Below are 23,680 nucleotides of genomic sequence, written 5' to 3'. Positions count from 1 at the left end.
CCGCCGCGGGAGCGGTCGGGTGCGCTGGGAGCCGCGGCTACCCGGCGACGGGCGCCGTCGTCTCGCGCACGATGAGCTCCACCGGCAGCACGACCGACTCCACCTCGGGCTCGCCCTCGAGCTGGGCGATCAGCAGCTTGCCCGCCTGACGGCCGGTCTCGACGAGGTCCTTGCGCACCGTGGTGAGGCCGGGGGAGACGAGCGAGGCCACGTCCACATCGTCGAACCCGACGACCGAGACGTCCTCCGGCACGCGCAGCCCCTCCTCGCGCAGGCGACGGATCGCCCCGAGGGCCATCAGGTCGTTGTGGGCGAAGATGCAGGTGAACGTGACCCCGTTGGCCAGCAGGTCCGACACGATCGCGTAGCCGGACTCGTGCTCGAAGTCGCCGTAGAGGGTCAGGGCGCGGGGGAAGAACTCGCGGAACGCGTCGCGACGCTCGACCGTGGAGGCGAGGCTCGGGTAGCCGGCGATGACGACCGCACGGGTGTGTCCGAGTGCCGCCAGGTGGGCCGCGGCGGTGCGCGCTCCCTCGGCGAGGGTCGAGCTCACCGAGGGCACCTCGCTGAGCGAGGGCACGGCTTCGTCGGCGAAGACCAGCGGAGCCGTCCGCGCGTGCCGCACCAGGTCGTCTATGTCGGTGTTCGAGCGGCTTGAGGTGTAGACGAGGCCGTCGGCGGCGCGCGTTCGCAGCAGGTTCACGTAGCGCTTCTCGCGGCGCGGATCCGCGTTGACGGTGGAGCAGACGATCAGGCCGTAGTCGGCGGCATCCGCGGCGAGTTCGACGCCGCGCGCGATGCGCCCGAAATACCAGTGGGCGATGTCCGGCACGGCGAGAGCGATCACGCCGCTTCGGCCGGACTGCAGTCGCACGGCGCCCGAGTTGGGAACGTACTCGAACTGCTCAATCAGCTGCCGCACGCGTGCCGCCGTCTCGGGGTTCACCGGGCGCTTGCCCGAGATCGTGTGCGACACGGTGGTGGTGCTGACGCCGGCGGCGTCAGCGATCTGCTGCATCGTCCAGCGTCTCGGGGTCGGGCTCTCCACGCTGCGAGATTACCGCAGCGCGAGGCGAGACTTGCCCAATTTGCAAAACGGTTTTGTATCAGCGAGGCTCATTTTACGCGCCGGAAACATTGAGAAATCTGGTCGACACGGCGGCGACATAGGTTCGGCGCAAGAACCACGCAACACGTTTTGCATCACACCCCTGACAATGTCCCCGATGACAAGGACCGTACGCATGACACACCGCACCTCTTCCCGACTTCGGCGCGCCGGGCTCGCCGCCGCCGCCGTCGTCTCCGCCACTGCCCTGCTTGCGGGCTGCGCGACCGCGACCGATGACGACGCCGAGCTCACCTCGCTCAGCTACCAGACCTCCTGGATTCCCATGGTCCAGTTCGGCGGCACCTACGTCGCCGCCGAGGAGGGCTACTTCGAGGCGGAGGGTGTCGACCTCGAGATCCTGCCCGGCGGCCCCGAGGTCGACGGCATGGCCCTGCTCGAGTCCGGCGCGGCCGACATCGCCGTGACCAACACCGACTTCGTGGCGCGTGCCAACGCGGCCGGCGCCGACCTCGTGATCGTCGCGGCCGGATTCCAGAAGAGCCCGCTGGCGCTCCTCTCGCTCGACAGCAACCCCGTCACCGAGCCCGACGACATCGCCGGCGCCCGCATCGGCGTGCCGCTCGGCGACACCGCCACCCACGACGCCTTCGTCGACGTGAACGGCATCGACGTCTCCGCCACCGAGATCGTGCCGATCGGCTTCGACGTCTCGCCGCTGCTCAGCGGTGAGGTCGACGCGCAGTACGTGTTCTACACCGAGCAGCCGATCGCGGTCGAAGAGGCGGGCCTCGTCCCCGAGACCATGCTGCTGGCCGACTACAACCTGAACATCTACGCGCAGGTGTACGTCGTCACCCGCGACACGCTCGAGACCAAGCGCGACGCGATCATCGGCTTCCTCACCGCCGAGATCAAGGGCTGGCAGGACTTCGTCGCCGACCCGACCCTCGCGGTCGAGCTCGCGGTCAACGAGTACGGTGCCGACACCGGCCTCACGATCGAGGCGCAGACCAAGCAGGCGATCCGCCAGTACGACATCCTCATCACTCCGGTGACCGAGGCGAACGGTCTGCTCTGGATGGGCGCCGAGGACATCGCATCGAACGTCGAGACCGTGCACGCGCTCGGCATCGAGATGGACGACAGCGTCTTCGACACCTCGCTGCTGGAAGAGATCTACGACGGCGCGTCGACCATCGAGTAGTCGCGTCGAGGCGGCGCGTCGACCCGGCGCGCCGCCTGACCCCGTCGAGTCGTCCGGCTTGACAGGTCGTCGCCCGACGACCACCGAATCACACCCCTGAACCGAGGAGGACCCCCGCGTGAACGAGAGCGGCTTCGAGCTGACCCAGCTCAGCAAGCGATTCACGAGTCGAAAGTCGGATGTGCTCGCACTCGACGACGTCTCGCTCTCCGTTCCGCGGGGGTCCTTCACGGTGCTCCTCGGCCCCTCCGGCTGCGGCAAGTCGACCATCCTGCGGATCCTCGCCGATCTCGAGCAGGAGTCCTCCGGCACCGCGACGATCCACGGCGAGACGCCGCACGCGATCCGCACCTCGCACCGCCTGGGGCTCGCCCTGCAGGACCCCTCGCTGCTGCCGTGGCGCTCGGTCCGCGACAACATCCGGCTGCCCGGACAGGTGATGGGCACCCCGATCTCCTCCGCCCGCGTGGATGCGCTCATCTCGCTCATCGGGCTGGACGACTTCGCGGATGCCCGCCCGGGTCAGCTCTCCGGCGGCATGCGCCAGCGCGTCGCGATCGCTCGCGCGCTGTCCACCTCGCCCGACATCCTTCTGCTCGACGAGCCCTTCGGCGCGCTCGACGAGATCACCCGGCAGCGCCTCAACGAGGAGCTGCAGCGGCTCTGGACGGCCACCTCGGCCACGACGCTGCTCGTCACCCACTCGATCTCCGAGGCCGCGTTCCTCGCCGACCGCGTCGTCGTCATGTCGCCGCGCCCCGGCCGGATCGTCGGCGAGGTCGAGATCGACTTCCCGCGGCCGCGTCGCCGCGAACTGCTCACCAGCCCCGAGTTCCACGAGGTGTGCGATCAGCTCAGCGTGATGCTGCACGGCGCCTCGAACGACTCTGCGGGGAGCGCGGCGTGAGCTCGAGCAGGCCCCGCGACGTGGCCGAGCCGGCGACGACGGATCCCGCTGCCGCCGGCATCGCGGGTTCGGCGCGCCGCTCGCCGCGACCGACCGGCCGCCGAGCGCCGTTCCCGCGCTGGGCCGCGACCGCCCTGATCAGTCTCGCGCTGCTCGTGGTGTGGGAGGCGGCCGCCCGCATGGGGCTCGCGCGCCTCGGCGTGCTCGCGCCGCCGACCGAGATCGTCGCCGAGTTCTTCGAGCGCCCCGAGCTGTATCTGCGCAACTTCGCCACCACGGCGTGGGTGGCGGTGCGCGGCTGGCTGTTCGGCAATCTTGCCGCGATCGTGGCCGGAATCCTGTTCGTGCAGTTCCGCGCGGCCGAGAACCTGTTCCTGCGTCTCGCGCTCACCATCCACGTGCTTCCGCTCGTCGCGGTGATGCCGCTGCTGCAGCTCAGCTTCGAGCCCGACCTCGCCAAGGTCATCCTGGCGGCGCTCGCGGTGTTCTTCACCACGCTCGTCGGCACCATGCTCGGGCTGCGCTCGGCCGAGGGCGGCTCGCTCACCATGGTGCGCGCCTGGGGCGGCGGCCTGTTCGCGGCGCTCCGCTTCGTGCGCCTGCCGTCCTCGGTTCCGGCGGTCATCACCGGCCTTCAGATCGGTGCCGCGGCCGCGACGCTCGGCGCGATCTTCGGCGAGTTCATCGGCTCCAGCAGCGGACTCGGCGTGGTGCTGATCAACGGCCTGCAGATGCTCAACCAGGCCCAGGTCTACGCGGTCGCCGTCGTGGCGACGCTCATGGCCGCCGTGCCGTATGCCCTGCTGGGCATGCTCGGTCGGGTGCTGGTGCCGTGGTCGACGAGTCTCACGGCATCGACGGCTGTGGCGAAGCCCGTGACCGGCACGCCCGTTCGCCGACTCGTGAACGCGGTCGCGTGGGTGCTCGGCTCGATCGTCGTCGTGCTGTCGGCCTGGTGGCTCTACCTGATCGTCTTCGACGTCTCCAATTTCGTCGGCAAGACCCCGGTCGACGTCTTCAACTACCTCGTCACGATCCCCGAGGCGGCCGCGAACCGCGACGTGCTCCTCACCGCTCTCGGCGAGACGCTGCTGCACGCGGGCGTCGGCTACATCGCCGGGCTGGTGCTCGGAGTCGGGGCCGCGATCCTGTTCGCGCTCTTCCCGCTTGTCGAGACGGTGTTCACGCCCGTCGCGGTCGCCCTGCGCTCGGTGCCCATCATCGCTCTGATCCCGGTGCTGATCCTCGCCTTCGGCCGCGGGCTCGGGGGAGTGGTCGTGATCACCGCGATCGTCACCTTCTTCCCGACCCTGGCCAACACGCGCTCGGGCCTCGACCGCGTGCCGCGCGACGCGATGCTGCTGCTGCGCAGCTACGACTCGTCGCGGCTCAGCACCCTGTGGCGCCTGCAGCTGCCGGCGACCCTGCCCGCGATCTTCGCCTCCGCGCGCATCGCCGCGCCGACCGCCGTGCTCGCCGCGACCCTCGCCGAATGGCTGGCGACCGGGGACGGTCTCGGCTACTACATCGTCGTCTCGCGCGTGTACTCCGACTACACCGGACTGTGGGCCGGCGCGGCCGTGCTCACCGCGGTCTCGCTCGTCTTCTACAGCCTCGTCAGTGTTGCCGAGCGCGCCGTGCTGGCGCGCTTCGCCCCCACTCAGCTCGCCTGAGCGCCCCATCGAAAGGAACACCCCATGCCTACTCCTCACATCGGCGCTGCCGACGGCGACTTCGCCCCCGACGTCCTCATGCCGGGCGACCCGCGCCGCGCGACCCTGATCGCCGAGCAGTACTTCGAGAACCCGCGCCTGGTCACCGAGGTGCGCGGCATCGTCGGCTACACCGGCACCTACCAGGGGCGCCCGATCTCGGTCATGGCCTCCGGTATGGGCATGCCGTCGATGACGATCTACGCGACCGAGCTGATCCGCCACTACGGCGTCAAGCGCATCGTGCGCGTCGGCACCATGGGCGGAGCGCAGGACTACCTGAAGCTCGGGGATGTGGTGGCCGCCTCCGCCGCTCACACCGACTCCGCGATGACCGCGGCGCGCATCCCGGGTGTGAACTTCAGCCACGCGCCGAGCTTCCCGCTGCTGCGCAAGGCCGTCGAATTCGGTGAGCGCGAGAGCACGCAGCTCTATGTGGGCCCGGTCTTCACGACGGATGCCTTCTACCAGCCCGACCCGGAGCTCGCCATCAAGCTGGCGGCGCACGGCACGGTCGCGGTCGAGATGGAAGCGGCGGCGCTCTACGCCGTGGCGGCGGCGGAAGGCGTCGAGGCGCTCATGCTCGGAACCGTCAGCGACCACGTGCTGAAGACTGAGGAGATGAGCGCGGAGGACCGCGAGAAGACCTTCCAGACCATGGTCGAGTTCGCGCTCGCCTCGCTCGCCTGATGAGCGACGCGTCCGCTCGCCTCAGTCCGCGCGACGTCGCCGCGCCCGCGGGCGGACGCGACCTGCTGATCCGCGACGCGACCGTCCTGGGTCATGCCGAGGGAAGCATCCGCTTCGATGAGCATCAGGACGTCGTCGTTCGCGACGGCGTGATCGTCGCCGTCGAGCCGACGGCCGGTGCCGAGATCGCCGCGGGCGCCGAGGCCGAGGCCGAGGTCATCGACGGGCGCGGGCGTCTCGTCATGCCCGGGTTCATCAACTGCCACAGCCATGCCCCGATGGTGATGTTCCGCGGGGTCGCCGAAGACGTGCCCGCCGAGCGCTGGTTCAACGAGCTGATCTGGCCGATGGAGGTCAACCTCACCCCGGACGACGTCGAGCTCGCCACCCGGCTGGCAGCGGCCGAGATGATCCGCGCCGGGGTGACGACGTTCGCCGACCACTACTTCTCGATGGACCGGATCGCGAAGGTCACCGCTGAGACGGGCCTGCGCGGGGTGCTCGGCGACACGTTCTTCTCGACCGACGGTCCCGCGGGGCTCGGAGCGCTCGCTCGACTTCGCGCTCGAGTGGCGCGGGGCAGCCGAGGGGCGCATCACGACGGCGCTCGCGCCGCACGCGCCGTACACGGTCGCCGATGAGGACCTCGCCGCGACCGCTCGCACCGCCATCGAGCACGACCTGCTCGTGCACGTGCACGCCGCCGAGAGCCGCGAGCAGACCCGGCACAGCCTGGAGCGCACCGGGCTCACCCCGATCCAGGTGCTCGAGCGCTCGGGACTGCTGGAGGCGCGCACGCTGATCGCGCACGGAATCGGGGTCGTCCCCGAGGATGTTCCGGCGCTGCGCGCGGCGGCAGAGGCCGGTCGCGTCGGCTTCGGCAGTGCGCCGAAGGGTTACCTGAAGCACGGCTTCGCCACCACGCCGGCGCGGCTGCTCGCGGCCGCCGGGGTGCCTGTGGGGCTTGCGACCGACGGTGCCGCGTCGAACAACACGCTCGACGTCTGGGAGAGCATGACGTACTTCGCGCTCGTGCAGAAGGCGACCGAGGCCGACCCCTCGTACCTGACCGCTCGTGCGGTGCTCGATCACGCGACCACGCAGAGCGCGGCCGCCGTCGGGCTCGCCGGGGTCGTCGGTCGTGTCGCGCCCGGCTACCGGGCCGACCTGCTCGTCGTCGATCTGGGGGCGCCGCGTCTGCAGCCGATCCACGACCTGGCGGCGGCGCTCGTCTACAGCGGACGCAGCGACGACATCGAGACGACGATCGTCGACGGACGCGTGCTGATGCGCGATCGCCAACTGCTCACCGTCGACGTCGAGGCGATCGTCGCCGAGCTGCAGCCGCGGCTCGCGCGCCTAACCGACCGCAGCCACGGCACGAGCATCCAGGACTATCAGGCGTGACGTCCGGCGGCGACTGGGTTCGGCCCGCTGCCGGCACGCCACCGCGCCACCCGGCGGGGCGCGGACTCACGTTCGACGGCGGCCGCTCACACCAACAGGCCAGCGCGCCAGAATCCTGGCCAGCGAGACGCGGGTCGACGTTCGGCGGCGACCGCGTGCGCCCGCGTGCCGGCACGCCCCCACGCCACCTGGCCGGCCCGCCCTCACGCCACCTGGACAGCCCGCCCCCACGCCACCTGGCCGGCGCGCCGCCACGTGACCGCGCGGGCCGTGGGCGTCACTGCCCCGTCGCGAGCGGGTCGCGCGCCGTCGCCGGTTGCCGAACCGGACGGCTCCGCGGCGCTCCGGCGCGGCTAGTCGTCGGCGAGGAGCCGTTCGATCTCGGCGGCGCAGCCGGCGACCGTGCCGGCGAGGATGTGCTCGCCCTTGGCCGCGCTCGAGTGGCTCGGATCGCCGAAGACGCCGGTCGTCGAGATCTCGTCGAGGCGAATCGGGCGCTGACCGAAGTCGTCGGGAAACTCCGGGTAGTCGGCGGCGTAGCGATCCGTGCGCACCGTCTCGGGGTCGAGCGCGAGCATCGTGCTCGTCTCGGCCTCTTCGGCGTGCGCGATCATCGGGTGCGCCGACGGGGCCTCGCGCACCTCGGCGATCGCCGCATCCATGCCCGGGTAGTCGAGCACGACGGCGCGGATGACGCCCTCGTCGGTGAGCGTGCGGGCGGCGGCGTGCAGCGGGGCGCGGTTGCCGAAATCGCCGTTGACGATCACGTACAGGCGCGCGCCGGTCGCGGCGAGCGAGCGCCCGATGTCGGTCGCGATCGCGGTGACGGTGTCGGGCGCCAGCGACACCGTGCCGGGATACCCGGAGGTCAGCCAGGTCTCGCCGTAGTGGACCGGCGGCAGCAGCACCGCATCGAACTGCTCGGCCAGACGTCGTGCGACCTCGAGGGCGGCGGCGGTGTCGGTTCCGAGCGGCAGGTGCGCGCCGTGCATCTCGAGCGCGCCGAACGGCAGCAGCGCCAGACCGTTTCCGGCGCGCAGGTGGGCGGCGACGTCGGTCCCGGGGGTGCGGTAGGCGTCGATCATCAGGGGAGCTCCAGTCCGGCGGTCGGGGTGTTCGCCCCGACGGTGCGGCGCGCTTCCAGAGTACCCAGCGCGGGTGATCGTGGCGGCGCCGTGGGGCGGGGGCTCTCGCGCCCGTCGTTCGCCGCACGTCCGTTGCTCGCCGCGCGTCCGTCGCTGGTCGTGCGCGCCGCGTTCGCCGCGTGTCCGTCGTTGGTCGCGCGCGCCGTCTTCGCTACGTGTCCGCTGCTGGTCGTGCGCCCCGTGTTCGCCGTGTGTTCGTCGCTGGCCGTGCGCCCCACCCTTGCCCGCGCGGAACACCGCGCCGTCGTCAACTGCCGGCCCGGACCCGGCCACGAGAGGATATGACTATGAGCAGCATGAAAACCCGCGACACCGCCCGCGAGACGACTGGCGCCCTCGACGGCGTTCACCTCTGGGACGGCACCACCTACCGCGGCGTGAATCGCGTCGGCTGGGAGTCGGGTCGGCTCACCGCGGTCGAGGCGTCCGCGGGGCCCGCGGAAGTCGAGGAGTCGGCGCTCACGGTCATCCCGGGGCTCATCGACACGCATGTGCACCTGGTCGGCAACGCCTCCGATCAGCCCGCCGACTTCCTCAGCTGGCCGCTCACGACGCGTCCGGAGGAGCAGGTGCTGCACGGGCTCGCCCACGCGCAGCGCGCCCTCCGCGGCGGCGTGACGACGGTGCGCGACCTGTCGGCCGACGAGGTTCAGTTCTCGCTCGCCCGCGCGCTGCGTGCGGGGCTCGTCACCGGACCGCGTGTGCTCGCGCACGGCATGGTCAGCATGACGGCGGGTCACGGCGACCTGTTCACGCCTCCCGCGGTCACGGACCGCAAGCCGGTCGCCGACGGTCCGGACGCCTGCCGCGCTCTCGTGCGCCACTGGGCGCGCGCCGGGGCTGACGGCATCAAGATCGCGACGAGCGGCGGGGTGCTCTCCGTGGGCGACAAGGCGGAATGGCGCAACCACACCGACGCCGAGCTCGAGGCGATCGTCGACGAAGCGCACGCCCTCGGCATGCGGGTCGCCGCCCACGCTCACACGGCGGCGGGCGTCGACCGCGCGCTGGATGCCGGTGTCGACTCGATCGAGCACGGCACGCTGCTGGAACCCGCGCAGTCATCCCGGCTGGTGGAGCTCGGCGTGACCGTCGCCCCGACGCTGCTGATCAACAACCGCATCGCGCAGGGTGTGGCGGCGAACGCCGAGCAGGCGGAGAAGGCGCAGGAACTCGTCGTGCGGCGCGACGCGCTGCTGCGGGCCGCGGCCGAATCCGGTGTCGATTTCGTACTCGGAACCGACGCCAACGGTGCTCACGTCGCGTTCGGCGATCAGATGGAGGAGATCCGGCGGATGACCGAGATCTTCGGCTGGTCGCCGGAGCGCGCCCTGCAGTCGGCGACCTCGCGGGCTGCCGCCGCCATCGGCTGGGGCGACACCGTCGGCACGCTGCGCGAGGGCGCGGCCGCCGACTTCGTGGTGCTGCGCGGTCGGCCGTGGGAGCGCATCGACGACCTGCACACGTCGAACATCGTCGCCGTCGTCGCGGCCGGTCAGGTCGTCGCGGGCACGCTGCCGGGCTAACGGCTAACGGCTAGCGGCCGAGCAGCCGAGCAGCCGAGCAGCCGAGCAGCCGAGCAGTCGAGCAGCGCCCGAGCGTATTCCGCTCGGGGCGCGCCCGGCCGCCGGCCCCCAGGCGGGGTCAGCCGATGTTGGCGCCGATCGCGCCGGCGAGGTACGGGATCAGCCAGATCGCCCAGACGACGACCGAGAACTTGTGGAAGCTCTGGCGCTCGTGGGGGCGGTTGCGCACGAGGACGACGATCGCCCAGACCAGGTGAACGGCCATCAGCAGGATCGCGATTGTGCCGGTGATCGCCATCACGGTGCCGAGCACGGCCGCGACGCCGGTGTCGGTGTCGGGGCTGCTGGCGGCGATCTGCGTCATCATCAGGGTCGCGGTGACGTCGCTGACGAGGCCGAGTCCGAAGAACACGGCGTGCCAGGGGCGGAGGTCGCGACGGATCCGCTCGGCCCAGACTCCGATCGAGTAGAAGATGAGCGCGGCGGTGATGAGCACAATGGCGGGAATCAGCATGAGCCCACTCTGAGGGACGCTCACCCTGTCGCATAGGGACCGAAGTCCCGCGGTGCGGCCCGCGGCCGTCATCTGCGCGCGCCTTAGGCGGCCGACCCGATCGCCACCCGCACGTCCGCCCGCGGTGGCAGCTCACCCGGCGGCACGGCGCGTGGCGGAGGTTCAGCCTGCGGGGCGGTAGATCAGCTCGCGAGGTGGGAGCTCACTCGGCTGGATGGTGCGCGGCGGAGACTCAGACCGCGGCGCGGCGGCTCAACCAGCGAGATCGCGACTCAGCGTGCGCGGCAGCACCTCACCCCGCGAGGCGGCGTGCGACGGGGCTGCGCGACGGCATCGGGATCGGGTGCTGGGCGGGGTCGAGTGTTCGTGGCGGGATCGCCGAGTAGTTCGCTCCGTCGCGCGTGATGCGCCAGCCGTTGTCGTGCACGAGCAGGTGATGGTGCCGGCACAGCAGAACACCGTCCGAGATGTCCGTCCGCCCGTGTTCTCGATGCCAGGGCACGATGTGATGCGCTTCGCACCAGGTGGGCGGTCTCTCGCATCCGGGGAATCGGCATCCGCCATCGCGCGCGGCAAGGCCGATGCGCTGTCGGGCGGTGAACAGCCGCTGATCGCGCCCGACGTTGACGACCTGGCCGCCGGAGTCGAAGTGGATCGGCACCGTGCCGTCGGCGCAGATGCGGCGTTCGACGGAGGGGATCGAGATCGGTGCGCTCTGCCCTTCGAGGTGTCCGGATCCGCGGCGGCGGGCCAGATCGGCGTCGGTGACGAGCACCCGCACGGCGGGGGTGCGAGCGCCGAGGACCGTGCCGTCGTCGGCCGTCGTTCCGAGACGAATCAGTTCGACGAGCGCGTCGAGTGCGATCTGGTCGGTCGCGCGAGGGTCGCGAACGAGCCGTTCGGCGCGCTCGGCCGCCGTGAGGTCAGAGGCGGTGGGTCCACTTGCGGTCGCCTCAGTCGCGGAGGCATCAGCGGCCGAGCGCTCTGAGCGCTCTGAATGCCCCCAGCCGCCATCTCGCCCGGCGCGGCGGGCAATCGAGGCGCTGTCGACGAAGCGCGGACCGCCGCGCCGGGGAGACGTGGCGGCATCGACCGAGGCGACGACGATCGCCGCCGACTCAGGGTCGAGCAGGCCGTGCACCCGTGTCATCCCGTCGGGCTGCGGCACGAACCGCAGGTACCGGCGCTCGCGGAGCTGTCTTTCGCGGTCTTGCACGCTCGCCTCGTCGAGCGCGGCCCGCGCATCGCGCGCACGCGCGGCGAGCTGTTCGGGGGTGAGGGTTCCTGCCTCGGCGATCAGCGCGGCCACGACGTCGTCGAGTGCCGCTGCGCTCACTTCGGGACCCGGCGCGCGAAGCGCGGTGCGGATCGCGTCGGCCGCGCCGACCGAGAGTCGCCCGGCGTTGACGGCGTGGGCCACCGGATGCAGCCACGGCGTCGGGGTCGAGCCTGAGCCGGAGCACCAACTCGAACCCGCGTCCGAGTCTGTGCCCGAGCCCGAGCCCGTGCCACCGTCGGCCGTCGGCTCCGCGTCGCCGAGCAGCCCGGATGGGCTCTCACCGTCGCCGGTGGGCCGCGACTCGAATTGCTCCGCGTCGGCGACCAGAGAACCGACCCGGACGAGCGCCGCGGCCTCGCGCGTTGACGCTCCGGTGACCCGTGCGATCAGCGCCTCGGGCGTCCGGGCGCCGAGGCGCTGTGCGAGTCCCTCGAATCCGAGGTCGTGCCGCGAGCGGCGGGCCAGCTCTCCGGCGACCGCCGACGACACCGCGTCCACGCGGCGCCGCAGCTCGCCGAGGGTGCGTTGCAGGTCGACCACCGCGTCGTCGCTCAGGTCGCCGAAGGACGAGGGCGTGGGGGCGACGAAGGGCACCGTCGGGTCCGCGAAGGCGGGGAAGGTGGTCGTCGTCATGCGGCAATTCTTCCAAGATTCGAAGATATGTACTAGTACAAGTTCTTCGGGAAACCGGGCCTGTGGAGGAGACGACGCGGCGGGGGATCGTGCCGTGACGGCTAGCTAGGGATCGTGCCGAGGTGCCGAGGTGGCGAGGTGGCGAGGTGGCGAGGTGGCGAGATGGCGAGGTGGCGAAGCGGCGAAGTAGTGACGGGAGGCAGCCCCTACGCCGCAACCCCTGCCACGAGCACCGCCTCGACTGGAAACCGCAGCACCGGCCCCAGGCCGGCCACCCGCTCCCGAAACGACCGCTCGATCGCCGCGCGTCCCGCATCCGTCGTTGCGACATACGCCTGCCCGATCGTGCCGAGCCCGGCCGCGACGCCCGCCCACAGGTCGTCCGCCGAAACGGTGAACTCCCACGACACCCGCCGCGCCTCCCGCACCGCGAACCCGCCGGCCGCGAGCAGCCCCGACACCCCGTCTTCGGTGCGCGCGAAGTCGCTCGCCTCCGGCATCACGAACCCGCCCGCAGGCTTCGTGCCGGTCTCGTCGATGATCGCCGCCCACAGCTGGTTCAGCTCGGTCGGTTGCCAGGGCCACACCGTGACCGCGATCGGCGCGCCAGGCCTGGCCACCCGCCGCAGCTCCGCGACACATCGATCCGGATGCCCCGCATGGTTCACCGCAAAGTTCGCCACCACCGCGGCGAACGTTTCATCCCCGTAGGGGAGCCGCGCCAGCTCACCCACCTCGAACCGCGCCCCGGGCACCCGCTCCCGCGCGAACGAGACCATGCTCTCTTCCGCATCCACGCCGGTGACCTGCAAGCCGCGAGCGACGGCTTCGGCGGCGGCGACGCCGGTGCCGCATCCCGCGTCGAGGAGAGCGTCCCCGGGACCGGCCGCAGCCCCCACCGCATCCAGCAGCGCCGGCACCGCGCCCGCGCACATCCGCCCGAACGAACGGTCGTAGTCGGCGGCGATCCCGGCCCAGCTGACGGTCATGCCTCGACGCTCGTGGGAGGGGCGTCCGGCGGAGGCGCCCGGCACTGACCCGCCCGGCACTGATTCGCCCCGCACTGACTCGCCCCGCACCGACTCATCCGCCACCGAGCCGATCCACTCCTCAAGCGCAGCCTCGAACCGCGCCCGCACCGGCGCACTGAGCGACGGCACCCGCAACCCGTTCCGCGCGATCGCCGCAATCCCCGCATCGTCGACACCCCACACCCGGCGCGCGGCCTTGTACTGGGCGGTGATGTCGGCGCCGAACCAGAGCGGGTCGTCGGCGTTGAGGGTGATCGGCACGCCCGCCGCGAGCATCGCGGGCGCGGGGTGAGTTTCGAGCGATGCGGCGACGCCGAGGGCGACGTTGGAGGTGGGGCAGACGTCGCACACGATGCCCTCGTCGGCGAGCCGGGCGAGCAGCTCGGAGTCGTGGATGGCGTGCACGCCGTGCGAGATCCGGGTGGCGCCGAGCACGTCGAGGGCCGCGCGAACGCTCGCCGGCCCGTTGACCGGACCGCCGGTCTGCCCGGCGTGGATGACCACCTGAAGTCCCGCATCCCGCGCGATGCCGGCGGCGCGCGCGAAGCGCTGCGGGCCGGTCGGGTCGTCCGGTCCGGCGGTGCCGAACGCGGTGATCCCGGCGCCGACGAACCGGGTGGCGAGCAGGGCGAGCTCTTCGGCGAGTGGCGCATCCAGCCCGGTGTTGACGGTCAGGTTGGCGCCCACCTCGATGCCGGTGTCGGCGGCCCCGCGCTGCAGCGCGTCGACGATGGTGCGAGTCACGGTGTCGAGGTCGCCGAGCCGCGGGCTGTAGAGCTGCGGCTCGATCGACGGTTCGAGGTAGAGCACCCCGGACTGCGCTTCGGCATGCACGAGGGCGACGCAGAGCGCGGCGAGGTCGTCGAGGTCGCGCACGAGGGCGGGCACGGTGCCGTAAGCGCTGAAGAACTCGCCCGCGTCGCGGAACCGCGCGGGCCGCTCGAACGAGCCGCCCTGCGCCCGCGCGAGCCGCTGCACGGCCGCCAGCGGGTAGCCGCCGTCGAGGTGCAGGTGGGTGTGCGCCTTCGGCAAGGCACGCAAGGCGCGCACGGCGCGCAGCGAGCTCGCGGCGGCGTCGGGATGCGACGGGTCGGTCACGCGGAACTCCTGTGCGGCGGGCGGTCGAGGTGAGGTCGTCCATCGGAAGCGTAGCCCCCGCGTCATCCAGCCCAAGCGTCATCCAGCCCCAGCGTCATCCAGCCCCAGCGTCATCCACCCCCGCGTCATCCAGCCCCCGCCCAGCCGCATCCCGATGATGGGAACATGACCGCCGCTCGCACCACCACCCGCATCCTGCTCGGCTCCGCCCTCGCGTTCGCGGGCGTCGCGCATCTGACGTTCGCCCGCCGCGAGTTCCAGGCGCAGGTGCCGCCGTGGGTTCCGCTCGACCCTGACACGACGGTGGTGGCATCCGGGGTGGCCGAGATCGCGCTCGGCAGCGCGCTGGTGGTCGCGCCGGCGCAGGCCCGCCCGTGGGTGGGCGCGGCGGTGGCGGCGTTCTTCGTGGCGATCTTCCCCGGCAACATCTCGCAGTGGGCGAACCGCCGTGACGGCTTCACTCTCGACACGGATGCCAAGCGCCTGGCGCGGCTGCCGTTCCAGCCGCTGTTCATCGCCGCGGCAATTTGGTCGACTCGCGCCAAATAGACTGGGGGCATGGCCAAGCCCGACCTCATGGACTACGACAAAGCTCTCGAGATGTTCGAGCCGGTGCTCGGCTTCGAGGTGCATGTCGAGCTCGGTACTCAGACGAAGATGTTCTCGGATGCGCCGAACCCGGCCGCCGCGGGTCGAGACAGCCACGACGAGACCCCGAACACGTACATCACGCCGGTCGACCTGGGGCTTCCGGGCAGCCTGCCGGTGGTGAACCAGACGGCGGTCGAGTACTCGATCAGCCTGGGGCTGGCGCTCGGCTGCGAGATCGCGCCGCGGTCCACGTTCAGCCGCAAGAACTACTTCTACCCCGACCTGGCGAAGAACTACCAGATCAGCCAGTACGACGAGCCGATCGCGATGGAGGGCAGCGTCGAGATCGAGCTGGAGGACGGCACCGTCTTCACCATCCCGATCGAGCGCGCGCACATGGAGGAGGATGCCGGCAAGCTGACCCACATGGGCGGCAGCACCGGACGCATCCAGGGCGCCGAGTATTCGCTCGTCGACTACAACCGGGCCGGCGTGCCGCTGGTGGAGATCGTGACGAAGCCGATCTTCGGCGCCGAGCACCGCGCGCCCGAGGTGGGCAAGGCGTACGTGTCGACGATCCGCGACATCGTGCGCGGCCTCGGCATCAGCGAGGCGCGCATGGAGCGCGGCAACCTGCGCTGCGACGCCAACGTGAGCCTGCGCCCGCGCGGTCAGGAGAAGCTCGGCACCCGCACCGAGACGAAGAACGTGAACTCGTTCCGTTCGGTGGAGCGCGCGGTGCGCTACGAGATCCAGCGTCAGGCGGCGATTCTCGCCAAGGGCGGCACGATCACGCAGGAGACCCGCCACTGGCACGAGGACACCGGCACGACGAGCGCGGGGCGCCCGAAGAGCGACGCGGATGACTACCGCTACTTCCCGGAGCCGGACCTGCTTCCGGTGGAGCCGTCCGCCGAGCTGATCGAGAGCCTGCGCGCCGCACTGCCCGAGCCGCCGGCCGCGAAGCGTCGCCGTCTGCGCGACTCGTGGGGGTTCACGCAGCTCGAGTTCCAGGACGTCTACAACGCAGGCCTCCTGGTCGAGGTCGAGGAGACGGTCGCCGCGGGCGCGTCCCCGGCGCAGGCCCGCAAGTGGTGGACGGGCGAGATCGCCCGTCTTGCGAACGCCGCGGATGCCGAGCCGGCATCCCTGATCTCGCCCACCCAGGTGGCGGGTGTGGTGGCGCTGGTCGATGAGGGCGTCGTGAACGACAAGCTCGCGCGCCAGGTCATTGAGGGTGTCATCGCGGGGGAGGGGACTCCTGCCGAGGTGGTGGAGAAGCGAGGTCTGAAGGTCGTCTCGGATGACGGCCCGCTGATCGCCGCGATCGATGAGGCGCTCGCCGCCCAGCCCGACGTGCTGGAGAAGATCCGCGACGGCAAGGTGCAGGCCGCCGGTGCCGTCATCGGCGCCGTCATGAAGGCGATGCGCGGCCAGGCCGACGCGGCCCGCGTGCGCGAGCTCGTGTTGGAGCGCGCCGGGCAGTAGCCAGAGCGTGGCAGCGCAGCGCAACGGTTGCGTCGTCGGGTCGACTTGGGCCCATCGGCCTATCTGAGCACTCGCAACGTTGCGCGCAAGAGCTGCAGGACTTGTGACTTCGATCTGACATCGAACTTCAGGTGTCGTGCGACACGAAGATACGTTGTTACAGCGACTTCGTCGGGGCCCGCGATCGCGGAGGCCCAATCTCGAGCTTCTGCCAGGAGAAGTAGATCGATCGGACAATCCGCGAGAAAACTCGGTTCGTACCATTGTTCGATGATTCGGTCGAGAGCATCGCTCTCGGCGAGGGGGCTGTGCGGGTGGAAGAGCAAGCCTAGCTCGAACGCCACGGGATCAGATGCGGCGAGGCCCGGGCCAGTGTAGGCAAAGTCGATCAGCACGGGGTTGCCATTAACGCCGACCAACACGTTGTCCCCGTGAAGGTCCCCATGAGAAATTGACCGTGTCAATGTCACGCAACGAGACTCGACATCTTCGAACTCTTCGCGGGTCAAGCCACTTGCGATGAGCGACTCGTCGTCGATCACCTCACGTCGAAGATCCCCCAAACTTGTTGTGTGTGACTGCCGCGATTGCGCCCACGGTTGAGTCGCCTCCCGAAGCTGAACTAGCGCTGCGCGAGCGGCCTGCGGCGAACTGCTGGCCAACTCGAACATCGTCCGGACGTCGGGCGCGTGTGTTGACACCAGGGCAGCGTGCTTGTTCAAGCCGAGTACGAGTGGTGGCTCCATCGGCGCAAAAGCCCCCGGGCTCAACCGGTGCGCAACATGGCTCCGGTATCGCTTGTACTCGTCGTCCATCCAGCGATGGGCTCCGACCTTTAAGAAGGCCGAGGAGTTTGGCAGTCCTTCGTGCGTCAAGTTCACCTGTGCTGACCTTGCGCCCGAGAGACCGTCGCGAGGCACAACTTCGACACGGTCAGCCTGCGATTGCCTGCCATACATTGCGGCAGCCCGACGTACCTCAGCCGCGGTTTCCGAGGGTGCGGCCACGAAATCATTCGCCATGAGTTGCGTGAAGGGGCCTGCGACCTTTTGGAATGCTTGAACGAACTCGCGGGGGTCCTCCTTGTTTGCGAGTTGGACGATCCCAGAATGCTCCAAGCCAAAGAGCAGACCGACCTCGCCATCCGCCAGCGCGGACCGAATGTTCTGCGTCGTTGCGTAGGCTGTCAAGAAGATCAATGGTGTGCCGGGTGCCGAGGCTCGCGCGTGGGCGTGGACGGCAAATCCGTGGTCTTCCGAAACGTTGATCGCGCCGTCGGTGGTGGGGATCCGCAGATCGCAGACGACGAGGTCGAACTCCGTAGTGCTGATCGCTGCAATCGCGGAATCTCGGCTCTCCCTGACCTCGACATCAGCCGACGCAAGGACTTCGCGTATCGACGCGAGAGCTCGATTCCTGCTGACATCTTCATCCTCAACGAGTAGAACTCTCACGCTACGATGCCTCGTTCATTACGTCCTTTTGCGGCCAGGTGATCTTGCACGCGGTCCCCTCGGGGGTTCGGGGCGAAAGCACCATTGTTCCCCCCAGGGACTGAATCGCGCGTGCTGCAATAGCGAGCCCCCAGCCGAAGTTCGTGGACTTCGACTTTGAAGTGCGTCCCGGCGTGAACGCAGCAGCAGGACCGCCAGGCGGTAGCCCGATGCCGTTGTCGAGCACCGAGACCCATGCCTCTGCAGGCGACGATCCACACGTAATCGTCACTGGTTGCGCACCTTTAGGGGTAGCTTCGACTGCGTTTCTGACGGCGTTGTCGACCGCCAGCCGCAACAAACCGGGGTCTCCGGTCACGACCTCCGGTTCACTTCTAATGACCTCGACGAGTCCGGCCACGCCCACATGTGCGGCCGACGAGGCGATGAGCTCAGTTAGATCGAATTCGTCGGACCTCGGCGACGCTGACGCTTCATTGAGACGTGCCAGCACCTCGAGGAACTCCCGAATGCGGACGATAGCAAGTCCGGTTGGCGTTGTTTCGAAGTCGAGGCCGAGATCGTCCTGCGCACCTGCGCCCAACTCGCCGATCAACGTGCGCAGCTCATGGAGAACGGTTTTCGTAACATGCTCGATCGCATCGGCACGAACATCTTCGATCGAGACATCGCCGAATTCCGCGGGCGAGAGCAGATCAATGCCAGCAAGGCTAGCGATCGAGGCGTCGAGCGCGCGACGTACCCATGAGTCGCCTTCTGTGCGCCTGGCCTCGTGAGCTAGTGGAAGTGCATCGGTTGGCGCAAGCTCGGCAACCAGTCGTGCTCCGCGGAGCCGATCGATCGCGCTCGGAGAACGCAGAAGACCCGTGACTTTTCCGATGTCAGGTTCTGTGGCGACCATAAAACTCCGCTCGGGCCGCGAAGGCGGCCGCGCCGCCTTCCATGATGCTGCTAACGGCGTCGACAATGTCGGGTTCGTCGAGTGAACCTGCACGCGAGACGTGTCCGGATTCCCCGTCCGACTTCATCACCACCACGCGGTCGGCGCCGCCTAAGACGGGGATGTTCGCGTTGTGGGAAGTGAATATGAACTGGTCGCCATCTAGCCGTTCGCGCAGCGTTTTGATCAGAGTTGATGTGATGTACGCGTTGTCCAGATGGTCTTCGGGCTGATCGATCAGGATCGGTTCGCTTCCGTGCTTGCTCAATAGAAGCGGCAAGACCACGGTGCATCGCTGACCTACCGAAAGCTGGTCAATTGACTTGTAGTCGGCTCCATCCAGCAGATCGAACCCTACGGTGTCTTCGATTGTGCTTGCGGCGATTTCGGCAACTCCGGATTGGCGGAGGGCGCCGAGGACCGCATACGCGCGGTCGCGAGTGATGCCGGCGGCTTTCGAGAGAGCCTCGGCATCATCCGATGCAACCCAGTTGACGAGTTCCAGTGGTGAAACGTTCTCGGCGACGGAAGCGGATATTGCGTTGTAGTGGAGCCCGCTTCCGCGAAGAGCGCCGACAATTGCGTCGGCGTAAGACGCATTCAGTGAGGATCTAGACACGGTCGCGCGTATCGTCGGCGACATCGCCTCATTTATGCCTTCAACAATCATTGAGCGCGATTCGAAGACCTGCGTTCTCAGATCGTCAAGTTCACGATACTTGGCGTCGCGGCTCGCAGAGACACGAGCGATTTGGTCGTCGAGTAGCACTCGCCTAGACACCAATGCGGTCAACTGTCCTGCGCGTTCTTGGACTTCAGCGACTCGTCGCGCGGCCGCACCGACTCCGGCTTGTTGCGCGTCCAGGCGCTGCCGGAGTTCGCGGCTTGCCGCATTGAACGTCGGACCGCCGCTGGCTGTTCGATTTCGCAACGGTGGCGAGTTGGGTTTGAAGCTGCGCGGCGGCAGATTCGGCCTTCGCGAGGAGGTCGACAATCGTGTCTGTTTCCGTGCGCGCGCTCACGAGGATGTCCTCGCCCGACTCGGGCGGCCACGGCGGCACCAACTCGGCGGCCTCGGCCTTCAGATGCCCGAGAGCCGCTGTGAACTGCTCGAGCGCTTCGGTCGCAGCACCTGCGGTACTCTCTCGCACGCTCAGAATGCGCAGCGCTGTCTGCAGTTGAGCAAGGCGTTCTTGGTCCGAGATGTCCGTTTCGGCTGCATGGAGGAGTGCGGCTTGCACCTCCAAGGCCGCTTCGAGCTCGCCAGCGACGCCAGCATGTTCCTCGATAAGAGCCACCGCGCTGTCTCGGTCTCGGATCAGCGAATCCACTTCCTTTGACAACGACAGGACGTCTGCCTGCAACGCCTTCAACTGTGCCGACGCGAGCGTCCTATCCGCGCGCAGGCGATCGACCAGGTGCATGCGCCCGCGTGCCTGGTTTCCGACTGCCTCTACCTCATTTTGCGCGAGGACCGTGACCGTCGGCAATGTCGTTGCGGTGGTAACCACTGATCCTGAACTAGACCGAGTCAGCACGAGCCGTGAGTCCCCGTCACGGAAAGTGACAGTGACCGCGCCCCCTTCGAGCACCGCACGCGCCTGTTGCTCGCCTTTGCGCCCGGCCTCCTCCGTGAACGAATCCGCTGCGAGGCAGTATCGAATGACCTCCAGAAGTGACGTTTTCCCGGTGCCGCGCGCGCCGATAATGACGTTGAGGCCCGCGTCGAAACTTACGTCGAGCCCGGACAGAAACCCTTCCGCTTCAACTTGGACTCGTTCTATGTGCATCAAGGGCTCCGTTCAGTTTCCTCAATAGTTGCACCGTCGTCTGACATCATCGCGGAACGACGCCGTTAGCGGACACATACGGACGATGAAGCGGCCCGTCGCAGCCGGTCGGTGTTCGCAGCTACGGCTCAGTGTGCGGTCTTGCGCGGGAAGCGCGCGCCGGTGGCCGCGGCCCTACCTCAGGCTCCTGCCGGAGCGTGGGTCTCTGAGTGATTCGTCGAGTTGCAGCGGCGTGCTGCGCTGGCCTCGCTGGACGCGACTACGGAGATCGGACGCGAGGATACGCTCGTGTTCGTCGGTCGCGGGCTTCCATACATCGAAGAAAACGGCGCTCAATCGACGTACTCAAGCAATGTCGTCATCGACGGAGTCGACGCGTTGTGAGGTGGGCGCTGAAGATCGAACTGACGTCAACATGCCCGGAGAGATGAAGATTGGCGGCGCGCAACGCTGGAAGGCCCAAGCGTCTTGCGCGGTCCCAACCCGAGCATCGGGGAGCGGCGCGTCCGATCGCGAACACGATCTCGAGGCAATGCGCGTCCGTTCGGGTCCAACATGCACTGATTCGAAACCGCCAAAGTCCTGCGAGCCTAAACGCCCCCACCGCATGTGCCGCTGATTCGCGAGTCAGCAACCCAAGCGCGCCCGCGTCAAGTCGAATCAGCGCTGCCAATCGGATGCTGCGTTCGCGGCCCCTTGTCCGTGTTGGAGGCGGTTCGCTGGTTTGTGTCACGCTTCGTCGGAGGTTGAGCCCGGCCTTCAACAGCGGAGCGCATGAAGCCCTCGTCGACTACCGGCTGAAGCCGCGTAGCTCGATGGCGTCCGACTGATTCCGGGGTGCATGGCAGCGAGCGCGCCAGCAACGACGCCCGGCTGCGGGTGGTCCGTCTCGCGCCTTCGCGGTGGCCTCGCTGAAGCGGGCTCGCCCATGCGGGTGATCTCCAGGCTTGCGTCTGCGCCGGCCAACGACAGTTCGGGACGATCGGGATCGCGGGGCGTGCAATGAGTGGTAGTTATGCACGCGCATCCGTGTGTGAGACCTCACGGCCACAGTGCGTGCAAGCCCATCGCGGGCGGAGTTCTGAACTCAGACCTCTAGGGGCCCGATCGGAGGCCCCGGCGATGTGGTCGATTGGTCGCCCCGGAGCTCACGGTTGCAGCAATCGGGAGAGCGCCGCTTCCGAGATAACCGGAATCGTCAACTGTCGCGCCCGCTCCGCTTTGCCCGACCGCGTCTCTACGTCTGCAGCCGCGACGAGCTTCACCTTCTTGGAGACATTGTTGGCGACTCGGATGCCGCGGCTTTCAAGCAGGGCAACCCACTCAGCCCGCGGCTTGGTCATGTCACCCGTGAGAACCACGATGTCGCCTTGGGCGAGCGAGAGTGCCGACGCGGATGTCTCGGTAGCAGTCGTGCTCTCCTCCGCTGCGAGTATCGCGCTCCCGACGAGATCGTCGAGGCTGTCGCTGATTCCGAGTGCGCGCGCCACATCGAGAATCTGGCTGTGTTCGTCCGGTGTGAGGACTCCGTCGGACCACGCGGCGGCGGCAAGCTCCTCCAGATAGGCGCGATTCAGGCGCCCGACCGCCGTTCGATCAAGCCCGAGGTCTGCTGCGGCTGCGACGAGATCGTCCTGCTCGAGGCCAGATAGGTAGCCATCGACGAGGGCGACGTCGAGAGTCCCCAGGTACGCACGTTCGGCGCCCTCGGCCGGGATCGCATCCACGGAAGCCGCAATGCGTTCAACGAAGTGAGGCGCGGGATTCCGTGCATTCCCGCGGGGATGCCAGTCAGCCGTGTGTGCTTCGTCGAAGCTCCAACGGCGGGCGGCGGTGAGCAGATCGGGCCAGTATCGGCTCTCGCGTGAGCGACTGACGTAGTGTCCGATGAGCTGCGCCGTCGCGAGCGCATCCGACACTGCGCGATGCGAGCCAGTTTGCGGTATCCCTGCCGCTTCGCAGCATGCGGCGAGCGAACGCGCGCGCCCGGGGAAGAAATCCGACGCGAGCTGCATCGTGCAGACAGCCGTGAAGTCGATTCGACCTTCCCATTCGATCGCAAGCTCGGGGTCGACTTTGGCGAGTTCAGCGAACAGGAACCTCTGATCGAACGCGAGGTTGTGTGCGGCCAGCACGCGCCCGGAAAGCAGGTTCAGCACGCGCGGCGCAATGCTTTCGAACGCAGGCGCACGTGCGACGTCGGTCGCCGAGATGCCGTGGATGCGCGTCGGGCCGACGTCGCGGCGAGGGTTGACCAATGTCTCCCATCGGCCTTCGATCTCCCCGAGTGGGGAGACGTGCACGATTCCGATCTCGACGATGCGGTCGCCTTTCGCGGGGGAGAATCCGGTCGTTTCCACGTTGACCACGGCGAAGCCGGGGCCGCTCATGCGTGTGTCTCCAGACGCCACTGCGGCCGCGGCGTCGATCGTTTGCTGCTCGTCACTCGTGCGCCCAATCTCTGCTCTCGTTGCGGTTCTTCTCGAGCCACCGGTGGTGGTCCCGCATGCCGCGCGCGACGGCGACCCTCACGACCCCGTAAAGCAGCAGAAGTGCCAGGGCGACGCCGACCACGACGTACGCGACCGACATGGCCAGGAGTGCTTCCGCCGTCAGATTAAGTGAGGGATAGTCCATGGTGCGATTGTCACACGCGTGGGCGACATTGCATGCCTCGACTGCGGAGTCTGGTGACGCAAGGTGCGCCGCGCTACAGCTCCCCATCCGCCGGCCGCACCCGCCGCTGCCGCACCGCCTCGACTCCGCCCGCCGCCTCCAGCAGCGCGGCGAGCGCGCGCTTGGCTGCGGCCAGGTCTCCCGCCTCGGCGGCGACTCGGGCATCCAGGTCTCTGCGGATCCGGCGGGAGGCCTCCAGCAGAGCTTCGCCGTGCGCGGTGAGGGCGACGCGGCGCACGCGGCTGTCGCGGGCATCCGCCTCGCGGTGGGCGATGCCGAGCGTTTCCAGCTCGGTGACGGTCTTCGAGATCGCCTGCTGTGTTACGCCGAGGCGGGCGGCGAGCTCGCCGACGCTCGGGCGTTCGTCGACGAGCGCCTGCAGGAGGTAGCCGTGCGCCGCGCGCACCCCGGTGAAGCCGGAGGCGTGCAGCTGGTCGAGCAGGTGCGCGTTGGCCGCCGAGGCAGTGAGGGCGGCGACGGTCGGCATGTCAAGCTCAGCGGCGTCGAGCGCGCCTCAGAATCC

At 68.9% G+C, this 23,680-nt stretch carries 21 protein-coding genes; 9 read left to right on the top strand and 12 right to left on the bottom strand.

Annotated features, from left to right (window positions below; genetic code table 11):
- Window positions 1-37 precede the first annotated feature (37 nt).
- Window positions 38-1,048, bottom strand: coding sequence for a LacI family DNA-binding transcriptional regulator (locus tag AC0L6Y_RS07815; protein ID WP_473550466.1), 1,011 nt, complete (start codon window positions 1,046-1,048; stop codon window positions 38-40).
- A 196-nt stretch (window positions 1,049-1,244) separates the two neighbouring features.
- Between AC0L6Y_RS07815 and AC0L6Y_RS07810 the strand changes: the two genes are divergently transcribed.
- The 6 genes from AC0L6Y_RS07810 (at window position 1,245) to AC0L6Y_RS07785 (ending at window position 6,992) form a co-directional block, all read left to right on the top strand.
- A complete protein-coding gene (locus tag AC0L6Y_RS07810; protein WP_473550463.1) occupies window positions 1,245-2,276 on the top strand; it encodes an ABC transporter substrate-binding protein in 1,032 nt (343 codons plus the stop codon).
- 118 nt (window positions 2,277-2,394) lie between these two features.
- A complete protein-coding gene (locus tag AC0L6Y_RS07805; protein WP_473550459.1) occupies window positions 2,395-3,183 on the top strand; it encodes an ABC transporter ATP-binding protein in 789 nt (262 codons plus the stop codon).
- Window positions 3,180-4,856 carry an ABC transporter permease gene (locus tag AC0L6Y_RS07800; RefSeq protein ID WP_473550456.1) on the top strand — a complete coding sequence of 559 codons (1,677 nt, stop codon included), beginning with the start codon at window positions 3,180-3,182 and terminating at the stop codon, window positions 4,854-4,856. The genes AC0L6Y_RS07805 and AC0L6Y_RS07800 overlap by 4 nt, the downstream gene beginning before the upstream one ends.
- A 24-nt stretch (window positions 4,857-4,880) precedes the next feature.
- Window positions 4,881-5,585 carry a purine-nucleoside phosphorylase gene (deoD, locus tag AC0L6Y_RS07795; RefSeq protein ID WP_473550452.1) on the top strand — a complete coding sequence of 235 codons (705 nt, stop codon included), beginning with the start codon at window positions 4,881-4,883 and terminating at the stop codon, window positions 5,583-5,585.
- Entirely contained in the window at window positions 5,585-6,226 is a 642-nt protein-coding gene (locus AC0L6Y_RS07790; RefSeq protein WP_473550449.1) for an amidohydrolase family protein, read from the top strand. The genes deoD and AC0L6Y_RS07790 overlap by 1 nt, the downstream gene beginning before the upstream one ends.
- Window positions 6,180-6,992, top strand: coding sequence for an amidohydrolase family protein (locus tag AC0L6Y_RS07785; RefSeq protein WP_473558375.1), 813 nt, complete (start codon window positions 6,180-6,182; stop codon window positions 6,990-6,992). Before AC0L6Y_RS07790 ends, AC0L6Y_RS07785 begins: the two co-directional genes overlap by 47 nt.
- A gap of 353 nt (window positions 6,993-7,345) precedes the next feature.
- Here the strand turns inward: AC0L6Y_RS07785 and AC0L6Y_RS07780 are convergent, their stop codons facing one another.
- Window positions 7,346-8,077 (bottom strand): creatininase family protein, encoded by a 732-nt coding sequence (locus AC0L6Y_RS07780; RefSeq protein ID WP_473550446.1) that lies wholly within the window; start codon window positions 8,075-8,077, stop codon window positions 7,346-7,348.
- Between the two features lie 347 nt (window positions 8,078-8,424).
- Here AC0L6Y_RS07780 and AC0L6Y_RS07775 point away from each other — a divergent pair, with 347 nt between their 5' ends.
- Window positions 8,425-9,663 carry a metal-dependent hydrolase family protein gene (locus tag AC0L6Y_RS07775; protein ID WP_473550443.1) on the top strand — a complete coding sequence of 413 codons (1,239 nt, stop codon included), beginning with the start codon at window positions 8,425-8,427 and terminating at the stop codon, window positions 9,661-9,663.
- Window positions 9,664-9,781: 118 nt separating this feature from the next.
- Here AC0L6Y_RS07775 and AC0L6Y_RS07770 read toward each other — a convergent pair whose 3' ends face one another.
- From AC0L6Y_RS07770 to add, 3 genes are all read right to left on the bottom strand, one after another.
- A complete protein-coding gene (locus AC0L6Y_RS07770; protein ID WP_473550440.1) occupies window positions 9,782-10,177 on the bottom strand; it encodes an HsmA family protein in 396 nt (131 codons plus the stop codon).
- A 292-nt stretch (window positions 10,178-10,469) separates the two neighbouring features.
- Entirely contained in the window at window positions 10,470-12,089 is a 1,620-nt protein-coding gene (locus AC0L6Y_RS07765; protein WP_473550437.1) for an HNH endonuclease signature motif containing protein, read from the bottom strand.
- A gap of 206 nt (window positions 12,090-12,295) precedes the next feature.
- Window positions 12,296-14,218 (bottom strand): adenosine deaminase, encoded by a 1,923-nt coding sequence (gene add, locus AC0L6Y_RS07760; protein ID WP_473550433.1) that lies wholly within the window; start codon window positions 14,216-14,218, stop codon window positions 12,296-12,298.
- A 165-nt stretch (window positions 14,219-14,383) separates the two neighbouring features.
- Here add and AC0L6Y_RS07755 point away from each other — a divergent pair, with 165 nt between their 5' ends.
- Window positions 14,384-14,767, top strand: coding sequence for a DoxX family protein (locus AC0L6Y_RS07755; protein WP_473550430.1), 384 nt, complete (start codon window positions 14,384-14,386; stop codon window positions 14,765-14,767).
- Window positions 14,768-14,776: 9 nt separating this feature from the next.
- The gene (gatB, locus tag AC0L6Y_RS07750) at window positions 14,777-16,297 is read left to right on the top strand and encodes an Asp-tRNA(Asn)/Glu-tRNA(Gln) amidotransferase subunit GatB (protein ID WP_473550427.1); all 1,521 of its coding nucleotides are present in this window, start codon (window positions 14,777-14,779) and stop codon (window positions 16,295-16,297) included.
- Between the two features lie 59 nt (window positions 16,298-16,356).
- Here the strand turns inward: gatB and AC0L6Y_RS07745 are convergent, their stop codons facing one another.
- The 7 genes from AC0L6Y_RS07745 to AC0L6Y_RS07715 all read right to left on the bottom strand — a co-directional run bounded on the left by AC0L6Y_RS07745 (window position 16,357) and on the right by AC0L6Y_RS07715 (window position 23,644).
- Window positions 16,357-17,751 carry a response regulator gene (locus AC0L6Y_RS07745; RefSeq protein WP_473550424.1) on the bottom strand — a complete coding sequence of 465 codons (1,395 nt, stop codon included), beginning with the start codon at window positions 17,749-17,751 and terminating at the stop codon, window positions 16,357-16,359.
- 1 nt (window position 17,752) lies between these two features.
- Complete coding sequence (locus tag AC0L6Y_RS07740) at window positions 17,753-18,652, bottom strand: sensor histidine kinase (RefSeq protein WP_473550421.1); 900 nt, start codon at window positions 18,650-18,652, stop codon at window positions 17,753-17,755.
- Window positions 18,633-19,460: a hypothetical protein gene (locus AC0L6Y_RS07735; RefSeq protein ID WP_473550419.1), complete on the bottom strand. Its 828-nt coding sequence runs from the start codon at window positions 19,458-19,460 to the stop codon at window positions 18,633-18,635. The genes AC0L6Y_RS07740 and AC0L6Y_RS07735 overlap by 20 nt, the downstream gene beginning before the upstream one ends.
- 46 nt (window positions 19,461-19,506) lie before the next feature.
- Complete coding sequence (locus AC0L6Y_RS07730) at window positions 19,507-20,481, bottom strand: AAA family ATPase (protein ID WP_473550415.1); 975 nt, start codon at window positions 20,479-20,481, stop codon at window positions 19,507-19,509.
- Window positions 20,482-21,629: 1,148 nt separating this feature from the next.
- On the bottom strand, window positions 21,630-22,871 hold the full coding sequence (locus AC0L6Y_RS07725; protein WP_473550412.1) for an exonuclease domain-containing protein: 1,242 nt from the start codon (window positions 22,869-22,871) through the stop codon (window positions 21,630-21,632).
- A 52-nt stretch (window positions 22,872-22,923) separates the two neighbouring features.
- Window positions 22,924-23,118, bottom strand: a complete 195-nt coding sequence (locus AC0L6Y_RS07720) for a hypothetical protein (RefSeq protein WP_473550410.1) — start codon at window positions 23,116-23,118, stop codon at window positions 22,924-22,926.
- 73 nt (window positions 23,119-23,191) lie between these two features.
- A complete protein-coding gene (locus AC0L6Y_RS07715) occupies window positions 23,192-23,644 on the bottom strand; it encodes a MarR family winged helix-turn-helix transcriptional regulator (RefSeq protein ID WP_473550406.1) in 453 nt (150 codons plus the stop codon).
- Window positions 23,645-23,680 lie beyond the last annotated feature (36 nt).

This window comes from Pseudolysinimonas sp. 10J20-29, assembly GCF_055809595.1.
This window is presented reverse-complemented; position numbering and strand designations above follow the sequence as displayed.